We start from the raw sequence: 12,659 nt of genomic DNA, 5'->3' as shown, positions 1-12,659 counted from the left end.
CAGCAGCGTACGGGGCCGTGGTCGGCGCGCCCGCCCGGTTTTCGCCGGTACCGCCGCGCCCGTCGCCTCCCGCCGGGCATGCTCAGGTCAAGGGCCGCGGAGGGATGGGCGATGCAGAGCTACGACGATGACTGGACCGACAGCCAGCGCGCGCTGTACGACGAGTGCTACCAGGCCGGTGGCGAGTGGGCCGACGACCCGGACACGTCGTCCGACGACGTGCAGCACGTGATCAACCTGGCCGAGGCGGACGACGACGCCTTCCAGGACGCCGAGATCGACTATCCGGCCCTGGTCGACGCGGTCACCCAGGCCAGCGGGGTCAGCGTCACCAGTGTGCCGGCCAGCCATGAGGACCCGGGCTTCCGCGGGTTCACCGACGGCGTCCGGGACGCCGTCGCCGACGACACCTTCGGCCTGTAGCGGCCGGTAGCCCGCCCAGCGCGGGCGGGTGGCCTCCCGGTCCGCGCGCTCTTCTGCCACCATTCGCAGAACAGCGCTGCGACGGACGGGGGCACGGGTGCGGATCCTGTTGGTGGAGGACGACCGCCGGGTGGCCGCTGCGCTGTCCTCCGCCCTCAGCCGCCGGGGGTACGAGGTCGAGCACGCCGCCACCGTCGCCGCCGCGCTCTCCGCCGCCCCCTGTGACCTGGTGCTGCTCGACCTGACCCTGCCCGATGGGGACGGCACCGACCTGTGCCGGGAACTGCGTCGGCGCAGCAGTCAGCTCGGCATCATCGCGGTGACCGCCCGGGGTGAGGAACGGGACCGGGTGCTGGGTCTGCGCCTGGGCGCGGACGACTACGTGGTCAAGCCGTTCTCGATGGTCGAGTTGCAGGCCCGGATCGAGGCGGTGCTGCGCCGCGCCGCGAACGCCGCGCCCGAGCGGCACCTCATCGAGGCCGGGCCGGTCCGCATCGACGTGGCCGCGCGGACGGTGACCGTCGACGGCCGTGCCGTCACGTTGACCCGCAAGGAGTTCGACGTGCTGCTCTCGCTGGCCCGCCAGCCCGGGGTGGCGGTGCCCCGCGACCGGATCCTGCTCGACGCCTGGGGCACCACCTGGGCCGACCGGCACACCGTCGAGGTGCACGTCGGGTCGCTGCGCGGCAAGCTCGGCGACGCCCGCCTGGTCGAGACCGTACGCGGCGTCGGCTACCGGCTGCGCGACGCGTGAGGAGCTGACGTGCGCCGTCGCCTGGTGATCAGCTATCTGCTGCTGATGGTCCTCGTCCTGATCGCGTTGGAGACCCCACTGGCCGCCACCATGGCCAGCCGGGAGACCGAACGGGTCCGCGCCGACCGGCTCGCCGACGCCACCCGGTTCGCCTCGCTGGCCGGCCCGGCGTTGCGCGACGGCGGGCCCGGCCCGATCGAGTCGGAGCTGACCAGCTACGACGACCTGTACGCGATCAGCGCCGCGATCGTCGACCGGGACCGGAACACTCCGGTCTCGTCGCCGAGGTGGCAGGCCAGCCCGGGGACCGCGACGGTGCTGGACGTCGCGCTGTCCGGGCAGCAGACCAGCGCCCCCGAGTCGGTCTGGCCCTGGACGACCGACCCGGTGGTGGTGGCGGTACCGATCAACGACGGAGGTGAGGTGCTCGGCGCGGTGGTGATCGTGACCCCGGCCGGCCCGATCCGTCGAGCCGTCGTCGCGTGGTGGCTGCTGCTGCCCTTGCCGGTCTGCTCGCCGTGCTGGCCTGCGTGCTCACCGCGTTCGGGCTGGCCGGTTGGGTGCTGCGCCCGGTCACCGAACTGGACGCGGTCACCCACGAGATCGCCGAGGGCGACCGGGGTGCCCGGGTGCAGCACCGGCTGGGACCGCCGGAGCTGCGCCGCCTCGCGGCCAGCTTCAACCACATGGCCGACGTGGTCTCCGACGTGATGGACCGGCAGCGCGCCTTCGTCGCGCACGCCAGCCACCAACTGCGCAACCCGCTCACCGCGCTGCGGCTGCGGGTGGAGGAGTTGGGGCCCAGCCTCACCGACCCGGACGGTCGGTCCGAGCACCGGTTGGCGCTGGAGGAGACCGACCGGCTCGCGCTGGTGCTCGACGCGCTGCTCACCCTCGCCCGGGCCGAACGGGAGGAGAACGAGCGCGTCACGGTGGACGCCGCCGCGGTGGCCGCCTCCCGGGTGGCCGCGTGGGCGCCGCTGGCCCGGCACCGGTCGGTCGCGTTGCGGCTGGCCACTACCGACGCCCCGGCGTACGCCCAGACCGTGCCGACCGCCGTCGACCAGGCGCTGGACGCGCTCATCGACAACGCGGTGAAGTTCAGCGGGCCGGGCGGGGCGGTGACGGTGACGGTGGCCCGCCGCGACGGCGGGGTGGCGCTGGAGGTACGCGACTCCGGCCCGGGTATGACCGAGAGTCAGCTCGGCCAGGCGACCGAGCGGTTCTGGCGGGCCCCGGACGCGCAGAACGTGGACGGCGCGGGACTCGGCCTGACCATCGCCGCCGTGCTGGTGGACGCCTCGGACGGGCGGCTCACCATGCGCCCGGGGGAGTCGCGGGGGCTGGTCGCCGCCCTGTGGTTTCCGACGCCGGCCCCTGTGGTGGAGCCGGCGGAGGAGGAGCGCGCCGCCGAGCTGCGACCCTCCCCGGTGCGGTGAGGCCCGGCCGTCAGGGTTTGGTGGCGCGGTACCAGGAGGCGGCGCCGGGGTGTAGCGACAGCGGCGCGGTGACGATCGCCGAGCGGGGGCTCATCCGCCCCGCCGCCGGATGGGCGGCGGCCAGCTCGGCCCGGCGTTCCATCAGCAGCCGGGTCACCTCACGGACCAACGGCTCCGGCAGGTCGGCCCGGACGACCAGGTAGTTCGGGTTGGCCACTGTGGTCACCGCGTCCACCCCATAGACCGAGCGGGGGATGTCCCGGGAGACGTAGACCTGGCCGTAGCGCGAGCGCAGCGGCTCGGTCCACTCGCTGAGGTCCACGATCCGGATGGCGCTGGCCTCGGCCAGCTGCTCGATACCCCGGACCGGCAACCCGCCGGAGAAGAAGAACGCGTCGATCCGCCCGGAGCGCAGCGCCGTCACCGAGTCGTCGAGTCCGAGTCGTTCCCGGCGCACCTCGTCACCACCGAGGCGGGCCACCTCCAGCAGCCGGGTCGCGGTGATCTCGGTGCCCGAGCCGGCCGCGCCGACGGAGACTCGCCGGCCCCGCAGGTCGGCGACCGTGCGAACCGGGCCGCCGCTCGTGGTGACCAGGTGCAGTTGGTCGTCGTACACCCGGGCGACGGCGTCGACAGCGGGGCTTCCCGCAGTGCTGGTGGGCAGCACGTCGGCCTGGGTGAAGCCCAGCTCGGCCCCGCCGGAGCCGACGAGCTGGACGTTCTCCGCCGAGGCGGCGGTGATCACCACACTGGCCCGTACGTCGGGGAGTTCCCGGTTGAGGATGGCCGCCAGGGACTGCCCGAACGCGTAGTAGACAGCGGTGGGGCTACCTGTGGCGATCCGGATCGACGTCGGCTCGGTCGGGGCGTCCCGGCAGCCGGCGACGGCCAGGTTCGCGATCAGCAGCACCGTCGACAGGGCGGCCAGGCCGGCGCGGCTGGACGAGGTACGACTCACGCGGTGCACTGTGCGCCGTCGGGCGGGTGCGCGCAAGCCCGGGCCGGCGACGTGCCGAGTGCTCGGAACCCGATCAGCAGGCCGTACGACCTGCCGGCGCCACGACCGCGCCCCGTGCCGACGCCGGGATCACCCCGCGTGCCGTCGCCGTCCCGGGTGCTGCCAGCGGACCGCGCGCCGGCTCCAACGCCGCGCTGCGCAGGATCCGCTGCCGGTCCGGGCCGTCGGCCACGCTGACCAGGAAGCAACCGGTGCCGGGGCGGAGCCGGGCCGGCACGTCGAGCACTGCCGCGCCCCGGATCAGCACCGCGGCCAGCTCCCGGTCGGTGAGCCGGACACCGAGGATGTGCCGGCGGACGTGCCGTCCGGCGGCCAGGAGCGCGGAGCGCCAGGCCGCCTCCGCCAGTCGGGTCACCAACCGTCGGCGGGCCGGTGAGGCGCCGGGCAGCGGCCCGCCGAGCAGCTCGCGCCGCCCCTGCCACCAGCCCGCGTCCAACATCCGGGTGTACGCGCCCTGGTGCTCCCGGGGCACCCACAGCCGGTGCAGCTCGTAGCGGCGGCGCAGGCCGCCGACGGCCACCTCGTGGATGACCGGGATGTCCAGCCGGTTGAGCAGTTGCCGCATCCGCTGCGCGGCGTCCTCCCGGTTGAACTCCACCCCGGCGGTGTGCTCGGCCCGGACCGCGCTGGGGCGGGCGGCGGTCGGCGGTGGTGTGCAGCGCAGCAGGCAGGCAGCCTCGAACGCGTCGCCCAGCGTCAGCCAGCCCAGCGGAGATGGGGTGGTCGGGGAGTGGGGCCGGTCGAGCACTGCGGGTTCGTGGGTCAACGGAGGCTCCCTTGTCGGAGTCTGGGTTGCCCTACCGTGGCCCCTGCCACGCCGTTACGGAACTGCTCCGGCCCAGCCTTGAGCAAATCTTGCGGCTGCGGCGCGGCTACAGCTCGGTGACCACCAGATCCACCTGCCGCACCCGGCCCGCGGCGGTGGCCTGCTCCAGCACTGTGTGCTTCAACTCCCGCAGGGTGCCCACCAACTCCGCGGCGGTGCGCGGCCGGGCGCCGGCGACGAGCAGGTCCCGGACCAGCCGCCCCTTTGTCGCCTTGTTGAAGTGGCTGACCACCGTGCGGACCGGCACGCCGTCGACCTCCCGCTCGTGCAGGACCCGCACGGCGAGCGTCCTCTCGGCCAGCTCACCGCGCGGCGTCCAGGTGGCGGCGTACGCGCCGGAGCGCAGGTCCAGCACCGGGCCGCGCCCGGCGGCGTTGTCCACCGCCGGCGTCAGCTCCCTGCGCCAGTACGTCGACAGCGCCCCGACGTCGGGCAGGCGGGCGCCGATCGGGCAGCGGTACGGCGGAATCCGGTCGGCCAACCGGACCGCGCCCCACAGCCCGGAGCTGATCAGGATCGACCGGCGGGCCGCCCGCTGCGCCGTGGCCGGCAACGACGCCAGGTCCAACGCCTCGTAGAGCACCCCGGTGTAGAGCCGCTCGGCCGGCGCGGTGGCCGCCTCCCGCAGTCGGGCGTTGCGCCGCAGCTCGCCCCGCTGGCCCTCGCTGAGGCCGAGCGCCGACCGCGCGGCCTCCTCGTCCGGCCCGGCGCTCAGCGTCACCAGGGCGTCCAGCACCCGCTCGCGGGCCGGGTTCAGCTCGGGCAGCGAGAGCCGGTCCGGGGCCCAGCGGCGTCCGGTGCCGGCGTCGGCCTTCCCCTCCGAGGGCGGCAACAGGATGAGCATGGATCTCCTCGACGGGCGAAACGGCGGCACCCCACGCGCCGGTCCGGCCAGCGTACGACCAGCCCCTACCGCCAGGGCCGCACCGGGGTGTCGGGGTGGTACACGCGATAGCCGCCGACCTCGCGCACCGGTGCGGCGTCGGCCCGGTCGGCGAGCAGCCGGCGCAACCGCCGGTCCATCGGCGAGTCGGCCTCCACCACGTAGCCCGGCCGCTCGGCCCGCCCCACCTGCCGCCAGTACGGCCGGTAGCGGTTCTGCCCCGGCGACAGGTCCCCGTCGAGGACCCCGCAAACCACCGACTCCTCCGTGTTGAAGATCAATCGGTTGCAGGTCCAGTAGTCCCCGTACACCTCGTGGGGTCCGTCGGCGCGCAGCGCGGCGGCCAACTCCCGGGCCTTGCGCTCCTCGGTCCGCGACGCCGCGGTGCCGGTGGCCGCGAACAGCACGGTGATCACCAGGGTGGTCACTGTCAGCGCGGTCAGCACGGCGGCGGACAGCGCGCCGGCGAACCGCCCCAGCACGCTGCTGGTGCCCCGCCAGGCGGTCAGCGCCGCCACCCAGAGCGGCCAGAGCACCGCCGGCAGCGACAGTTGCAGCACCGACAGGTAGCGGGCGTTGTCGAGCGGGCTGGTCGCGGCGAGCGGACTGCGCACGTACGACAGCACTGTCAACGCCGCGCCGGCGACCAGCGCGAGCTGTACGACCGGCCCGACCCGCTCCCCGCGCAGCGCCCCGGCCCGTTCCTCAGGCGGTGCCCCGGCGGCGCGACGGTACGCGAGCACAGCGAGTGCCGCGCCGGCCAGGAGCAGCAGCGGGTACAGCACGCCGAACCACTGTTGCCAGCGTCCGCAGCCGTCCACCGGGCAGAGCCCGTGCGCCAGCGGAACCCCCTCCAGCAGGCCGCCCCGGATCCGGTCGGATAACGGCGGCTGCGGCCCGGCCTTGGTGCTGACCTCCCGGAACACCGACAGCGAGTCCTCACCGGGCCCGGCCCGCAGGTTGTCCACGATCATCGGGGCCACGCCGACGACCACCCCCGCCACCAGCAGCAGACCGGACCAGCCGAGCAACTCCCGCCGCACCGCCCAGACCAGGGCCAGTCCGGCCACCGCGAGGTACGGCAGGATCAGCCAGTCCGACCAGACGGACAGCCCGACGAGCAGCCCGAACAGGACGATCGCGAGCCGTCGGCGGTGGATCGTGCCGGCCGCCAACCCCACGGTGATCAGCAGCATCAGCAGTACCGCCGGCTTCACCTCCGGCCGCCCACCGACGACGGTGAGCTGGTCGCGCACCACCCGCTCCGGCCCGAGCGCGAGCAGACCCACCACGAAGGCCGCGAACCACGGGGTGCCGAGCCGGCGGGTCAACCGGTGGATCAGGTAGAGAAAGAGCGCGTACAGCGCGAGCATCGGCAGGCGCAGCACCGGCCAACTCGGCCCGGCCACCGCCACCAGGGGAGCGGCCAGATACGACTCCAACATCCCCATGTAGTGCTGGCCGTAGAGGAAGACCGGGAGTTCCCGGCCCTGCCCGATGTGCAGCGCGGCGAGCCCGAAGGTCGCCTCGTCGCTGTTCGACACCGGCACAATGAACAGCGTCAGGACCAGCCGGTAGACGACACCGACGAGCCCGAACAGCAGCGCGACGAGCGCCGGCCGATCGAGTCGCGGGCGCCATCGCCCGCGGTGCTGCTCTGGATGCGACACGACCAACGCCCCCGTCGTCGTCCCGACCGGAGTGTTTCACGTTCGGCCGGGTCGCCGAGGTGGATCGGCGCAGCCGGAGCTGGGTCGGGTCGATGCCACGCTGACCGGGCCGGATCGGCGCGATCGGGGTCGGCTCGCGTGGCCGTGGCTGTCGACGTGTGGCAGGGTTGGCGCGTGCCACCCACTCCCGCCGGCCAGTTGGCCGTCACGAACCTGCACCGGGCCGCGCGGATCGAGGACGCCGTGCACCAGCTCGTCGAGCGTCGGCTGCGGCGCACCGGCTGGCGGGTCAACATCGTCGCGTACACCGGCTATGGCGCGCCGGGTTGGGTGCGGGTGATGTGTCGGGTGCTGCTGGGCCGTCCGGACACCCGCCAGCGGGGTCGGCTGGACAAGGTCCGCGGCTGGCGTAGCTTCACCACGCTGCCCAACAAGCACGTCACGGTGACCATCGAGGCCGGCGGGGTGCGGCACGAGACGCGGGCCGACCGCAGCGGCTTCGTCGACACACTGGTCGAGGCGGACCTGCCGCCCGGTTGGGGCACGGTCCGGCTCAGCGTCCCGGACGCCGAGCCGGTCGACGCCCCGGTGCGCATCCTCGACCCGGAGGTCAAGCTCGGCATCATCTCCGACATCGACGACACGGTGATGGTGACCGCGCTGCCCCGGCCGCTGCTCGCCGCCTGGAACACGTTCGTGCTCGACGAGCACGCCCGCAACGCGGTGCCCGGCATGGCGGTGCTCTACGAGCGGCTGGTCACCGCGCACCCCGGCGCACCGGTCTTCTACCTCTCCACCGGCGCGTGGAACGTGGCGCCCACGCTGACCCGCTTCCTATCCCGACACCTCTACCCGGCCGGGCCGCTGCTGCTCACCGACTGGGGCCCGACCGCCGACCGCTGGTTCCGCAGCGGCATGGAACACAAGCGGGTCACCCTCGCGCGGCTGGCCCAGGAGTTCCCCGACGTGCGCTGGCTGCTCGTCGGCGACGACGGCCAGCACGACCAGGAGATCTACCGGGAGTTCGCCGCCGCCCACCCGGAGAACGTCGCGGCGGTGGCGATCCGGCGGCTCTCCCCGGCGCAGTCGGTGCTGGCCGGCACCCTGCCCGCCCCAGCCGGTCGGCCGTCGTCGGGGCCGGTGGGGCAGAAGTGGCTGTCCGCCCCGGACGGCGCCGGCCTGTGGCAGCTGCTGCGCGACGCCGGCCTGGTCTGACCGGGCCGCCTCAGCCCTGCCGCAGCCAGACGGCGCCCAGCGGCGGCACCTGCAGAGCCGCGGACGCCACCATCCCGTGCCACGGCACGTCCTCGGCCCGTACCTCGCCCAGGTTGCCCACCCCCGACCCGCCGTAGTGCTGCGCGTCGGTGTTGAGCACCTCCTGCCACGCCCCGCCGGCCGGCAACCCGATCCGGTAGTCGTGCAGCGGCTGGGCGGAGAAGTTCGCCACGCACACCAGCGTCGAGCCGTCCGGGGCGATCCGGACGAACGACACGGTGTTGTTGGCGACGTCGTCGCCGGCGATCCAGCGGAACCCGGCCGGCTCGGTGTCCTGTGCCCAGAGCGCCGGGGTGTCCCGGTAGACCCGGTTGAGGTCGGCGACGAGTCGTTGCACGCCGGCGCGGGCCGGGTCGTGCAGCAGGTACCAGTCGAGGCCGCGCTCCTCGCTCCACTCCCGGTCGTCGGCCATTTCGGAGCCCATGAAGAGCAGCTGCTTGCCGGGGTGCGCCCACATGTACGCCAGCAGCGCCCGCACGTTCGCCAGCCGTTGCCAGGTGTCGCCGGGCATCTTGCCGGCCAGTGAGCCCTTGCCGTGCACCACCTCGTCGTGGCTGATCGGCAGCACGTAGTTCTCGCTCCAGGCGTACGCCAGGGAGAAGGTGAGCTGGTGGTGGTGGTGCTGGCGGTGGATCGGGTCCTTCGAGGTGTAGAGCAGGGTGTCGTGCATCCAGCCCATGTTCCACTTGAACCCGAAGCCCAGCCCGCCGTCGGCGGTGGGGCGGGTGACCCCCGGCCAGGCGGTGGACTCTTCGGCGATCATGACGACGCCGGCGTGGAGCTTGTAGACTGTCGCGTTCACCTCCTGCATGAGCGCGATGGCCTCCAGGTTCTCCCGGCCGCCGTACTTGTTCGGGGCCCACTCGCCGTGGTTGCGGGAGTAGTCCAGGTAGAGCATCGAGGCGACCGCGTCGACCCGTAGCCCGTCGACGTGGAACTGGTCGCACCAGTAGAGCGCGTTGGCGACCAGGAAGTTGCGGACCTCGTTGCGGCCGAAGTCGAAGACGTACGTGCCCCAGTCGGGGTGCTCGCCGCGCCGCGGGTCGGGGTGCTCGTAGAGCGGGGTGCCGTCGAACCGCGCGAGGGCCCACTCATCCTTCGGGAAGTGCGCGGGCACCCAGTCCAGGAGTACGCCGATGCCGGCGGCGTGCAGTTGGTCGACGAGGTGGCGGAACTCGTCCGGGTCGCCGAACCGGGAGGTCGGCGCGTAGTAGCCGGTCACCTGGTAGCCCCAGGAGCCGCCGAACGGGTGCTCCATCACCGGCAGGAACTCCACGTGCGTGAAGCCCAGTTCGGTGACGTACGCGGTGAGTTGGTCGGCCAGCTCGCGGTAGCCCAGGCCGGGCCGCCAGGAGCCGAGGTGTACCTCGTAGACGCTCATCGGCTCCTGGTGCGGCTGCCGTTCGGCCCGCCGGGCCAGCCAGTCCCCGTCGTTCCACCGGTACGTCGAGTGGTGCACGACCGAGGCGGTGGCCGGCGGCACCTCGGCGTACGCGGCGAGGGGGTCGGCCTTGTCCCGCCACTGCCCGTCGGCGCCCAGAATCCGGTACTTGTAGCGGGCCCCGACCCGGGCGTCGGGGACGAACAGCTCCCACACCCCGCTGGAGCCGAGCGACCGCATCGGCCAGCCGTCGTCGGGGCCCCAGCCGGTGAAGTCGCCGATCACCCGCACCCCTTGGGCGTTGGGCGCCCAGACGCTGAAGGCCACGCCCTCGTCGAAGACCCGGGCGCCGAGCGCCTCCCACAGCCGCTCGTGCCGGCCCTCGCGGATCAGGTGCAGGTCCAGCTCACCAAGGGTCGGCGGGTAGCGGTACGGGTCGTCGTGGGCGGTGCCGTCGACCTCCACCCGGTAGTCGAGCACGGTGCCGTCGACCTGCGCCTCGAAGACGCCCACGTCGTGCACCCGCTTCATCGGGTGCCGCTCGTCGCCGACGAGCAGCGCCACGTCGCCGGCGCCCCGGCGCATCGTGCGGATCGTCGTCGAGGAGTCGGCGGGGTGCGCGCCGAGCAGGGCGTGCGGGTCGTGCGTCGCGCCGCTGATCAGCTCGTTCATCGGGCATCCTTCCGGCCGCGGCGGGGCGGGGTCGGCTTGGGCTTGTGTTTGGGCTTGGACCTTTGGTGAGGCTTATCGGCAGTTTTGGCCTGAGGAGGTACGTCCGGCCCGACGTCGGTCGAGCCAGCGTCGGTCGAGCCGGGACCGGCCGGGGCGGGACTGGTCGAGCCGGGACCGGTCGAGCCGGCGTCGGTCGGGGCGGTGCCGCCGGACACGTCGTCCGGCACCTCAACGACGGTGAGGTCCGCTGGCTCGACGCTTGCAGACTCGGCGCCCGCCGGCTGCGGCATGCTCGGCAGGGTCGGGCGACGCACTGTCAACACGTGCGCGGGTTGCAGGTACGGGTCGAGCCGCACCGCGTTGCGCTGACCCCAGTCGTAGCTGGTGCCGGTCAGCTCGTCGTGCACGGTGAACCGTTCGTGCCAGTCGAACCCGAGCGCCGGCATGTCGAATGTGGTGTTGCCCCACTGCACCTCGCGCGAGTCGAACGAGCAGATCACGATGACCGTGTTGCCGGTCGCCGGGTCGTGCTTGGACCAGCAGAGCAGCGCCGGGTTGTCGATCTCGTGGAAGCGCAGGTTGCGGAGCTGGTGCAGGGCCGGGTTGTCCCGGCGTACCCGGTTGAGGGTGGCCAGGAACGGCGCCAGCGAGCGGCCCTGCGCCTCGGCCCCGGCCCAGTCCCTCGGCCGCAGCTGGTACTTCTCGTTGTCCAGGTACTCCTCGGCGCCCGGCCGGGCCACGTGCTCGAACAGCTCGTAGCCCGCGTACAGACCCCAGGAGGGGGAGAGCAGCGCGGCCAGCACCGCCCGGATCTTGAACATCGGCGGGCCGCCGTGCTGCAACGACTCGTGCAGGATGTCCGGGGTGTTCGGCCAGAAGTTCGGCCGCATGTAGTCAGCGGCCTCGATCAGCTCCTCGCAGTACGCCCGCATCTCGGCCGCCGTCGTGCGCCAGGTGAAATAGGTGTACGACTGCGTGAAGCCGACCTTGCCGAGGCCGTGCATGATGGCGGGCCGGGTGAACGCCTCGGCCAGGAACAGCACGTCCTCATCGACCGCCTTGACCTCGGCGATCAGCCGGTGCCAGAAGTCGAACGGCTTGGTGTGCGGGTTGTCCACCCGGAAGATCCGGATGCCCTCGCCGACCCAGTGCAGCACCACCCGCAGCACCTCGGCCCGGATGCCCTCCGGGTCGTTGTCGAAGTTGACCGGGTAGATGTCCTGGTACTTCTTCGGCGGGTTCTCCGCGTACGCGATGCTGCCGTCGGCCCGGGTGGTGAACCACTCCGGGTGCTCGGTGACCCAGGGGTGGTCCGGCGCGCACTGCAACGCCAGGTCCATCGCCACTTCCAGGCCCTGTGCCGCCGCCGCCTGGATGAAGGCCCGGAAGTCCGCCGGCGTACCCAGATCGCTGTGGATCGTGTCGTGGCCGCCCTCGGCGGCGCCGATCGCCCACGGCGAGCCCACGTCGGTCGGCCCGGCGGTGAGCGCGTTGTTCGGGCCCTTGCGGTTGACCCGGCCGATCGGGTGGATCGGCGGCAGGTAGAGCACGTCGAAGCCCATCGCGGCCACCCCCGGCAGCCGCTCGGTGGCGGTCGCGAAGGTGCCGGACCGGCCGCCCACCGCTCCTTCGGAGCGGGGAAAGAACTCGTACCAGGCCGAGTGGAGCGCCCGCTTGCGGTCAACCCAGATCGAGTACGTGTCACCGGCGGTGACCAGCTCCCGTACCGGGTGCTCCCACAGCAGGTCGGCCAGGGCCAGCGCCCTGTCGACCCGCTGCGCCAGCGGCAGGTCGGTGTCGACGAGCGCGGTGAGGGCGTCGGCGAGCCGGGGCCGGTCGGCGGTCGGCACGAGATCCCGGGCGGCGGCGAGCACACGCGCGCCCTCGGCCAGGTCGTTGGCCAGGTCCTCCGGCCCCTGCCCGGCGGCGATCTTCTTAGTCACCGCGTTCTGCCAGGTCAGGTACGGGTCCTGGAACGCCTCCACGGAGAAGGTCCACGAGCCGACGGCGTCCGGTGCGATGGTGGCGTGCCAGCGGTCCTGGCCGGGCTCGCCGGGGCGCATCCGGGTGAACGGCCGGCTCGCGCCGTCCGGACCAGCCCACACCACGTTGCAGCCCAGCGCGTCGTGCCCCTCCCGGTAGGCGCGTGCCGACACCGGAACCGGTTCGTCGACCACCGCCTTGGCCGGGTATCGCCCGCACGAGACGACAGGGGAGACGTCTTCGATCGGGAACCGTCCAGTCACCCCGCCAACCTACTGCGCGAGATCCGTTCGCGCGCGGCCAAGCACGCTCGTCAGTCTTCGCGCGAGCACGGC

The 12,659-nt window shown here is 73.2% G+C and carries 8 protein-coding genes and 2 pseudogenes; 4 read left to right on the top strand and 6 right to left on the bottom strand.

The features are described 5' to 3' along the window. The first annotated feature begins 111 nt into the window (after positions 1 to 111). From ABZS40_RS05460 to ABZS40_RS05450, 3 genes and pseudogenes are all read left to right on the top strand, one after another. On the top strand, positions 112 to 423 hold the full coding sequence (locus ABZS40_RS05460; protein WP_091401431.1) for a hypothetical protein: 312 nt from the start codon (positions 112 to 114) through the stop codon (positions 421 to 423). A 97-nt stretch (positions 424 to 520) separates the two neighbouring features. Next, the gene (locus ABZS40_RS05455; RefSeq protein WP_354942147.1) at positions 521 to 1,177 is read left to right on the top strand and encodes a response regulator transcription factor; all 657 of its coding nucleotides are present in this window, start codon (positions 521 to 523) and stop codon (positions 1,175 to 1,177) included. A gap of 9 nt (positions 1,178 to 1,186) precedes the next feature. Then, positions 1,187 to 2,616 (top strand): annotated as a pseudogene (locus ABZS40_RS05450) (HAMP domain-containing sensor histidine kinase). Positions 2,617 to 2,626: 10 nt separating this feature from the next. Here ABZS40_RS05450 and ABZS40_RS05445 read toward each other — a convergent pair. The 4 genes from ABZS40_RS05445 to ABZS40_RS05430 all read right to left on the bottom strand — a co-directional run bounded on the left by ABZS40_RS05445 (position 2,627) and on the right by ABZS40_RS05430 (position 7,013). After that, on the bottom strand, positions 2,627 to 3,583 hold the full coding sequence (locus tag ABZS40_RS05445; protein ID WP_354942146.1) for a TAXI family TRAP transporter solute-binding subunit: 957 nt from the start codon (positions 3,581 to 3,583) through the stop codon (positions 2,627 to 2,629). Positions 3,584 to 3,647: 64 nt separating this feature from the next. Beyond that, positions 3,648 to 4,400, bottom strand: coding sequence for a hypothetical protein (locus ABZS40_RS05440; RefSeq protein ID WP_354942145.1), 753 nt, complete (start codon positions 4,398 to 4,400; stop codon positions 3,648 to 3,650). Positions 4,401 to 4,506: 106 nt separating this feature from the next. Next, on the bottom strand, positions 4,507 to 5,304 hold the full coding sequence (gene yaaA, locus ABZS40_RS05435) for a peroxide stress protein YaaA (protein WP_354942144.1): 798 nt from the start codon (positions 5,302 to 5,304) through the stop codon (positions 4,507 to 4,509). 65 nt (positions 5,305 to 5,369) lie between these two features. Then, a complete protein-coding gene (locus ABZS40_RS05430) occupies positions 5,370 to 7,013 on the bottom strand; it encodes a hypothetical protein (protein WP_354942143.1) in 1,644 nt (547 codons plus the stop codon). Between the two features lie 174 nt (positions 7,014 to 7,187). On the opposite strand from ABZS40_RS05430, the gene ABZS40_RS05425 reads away from it, so the two are divergent. Continuing rightward, complete coding sequence (locus ABZS40_RS05425) at positions 7,188 to 8,228, top strand: phosphatase domain-containing protein (RefSeq protein ID WP_354942142.1); 1,041 nt, start codon at positions 7,188 to 7,190, stop codon at positions 8,226 to 8,228. 10 nt (positions 8,229 to 8,238) lie between these two features. Here ABZS40_RS05425 and glgB read toward each other — a convergent pair whose 3' ends face one another. Next, the gene (gene glgB / locus ABZS40_RS05420) at positions 8,239 to 10,341 is read right to left on the bottom strand and encodes a 1,4-alpha-glucan branching protein GlgB (protein ID WP_354942141.1); all 2,103 of its coding nucleotides are present in this window, start codon (positions 10,339 to 10,341) and stop codon (positions 8,239 to 8,241) included. A gap of 191 nt (positions 10,342 to 10,532) precedes the next feature. After that, positions 10,533 to 12,587, bottom strand: a pseudogene (locus ABZS40_RS05415) (maltotransferase domain-containing protein); the annotation flags it as partial. Between the last annotated feature and the right edge of the window lie 72 nt (positions 12,588 to 12,659).

Source organism: Micromonospora sp. NPDC005324 (genome assembly GCF_040607155.1).
GTDB classification, from domain to species: domain Bacteria; phylum Actinomycetota; class Actinomycetes; order Mycobacteriales; family Micromonosporaceae; genus Micromonospora; species Micromonospora trifolii.
This window is presented reverse-complemented; position numbering and strand designations above follow the sequence as displayed.

What these genes read in the sequence shown, in the direction of transcription:
- ABZS40_RS05460 (WP_091401431.1), top strand. Translation starts at nt 112, where the DNA reads ATGCAGAGCTACGACGATGACTGGACCGACAGCCAGCGCGCGCTGTAC.
- yaaA (WP_354942144.1), bottom strand. Translation starts at nt 5,304, where the DNA reads ATGCTCATCCTGTTGCCGCCCTCGGAGGGGAAGGCCGACGCCGGCACC.
- glgB (WP_354942141.1), bottom strand. Translation starts at nt 10,341, where the DNA reads ATGAACGAGCTGATCAGCGGCGCGACGCACGACCCGCACGCCCTGCTC.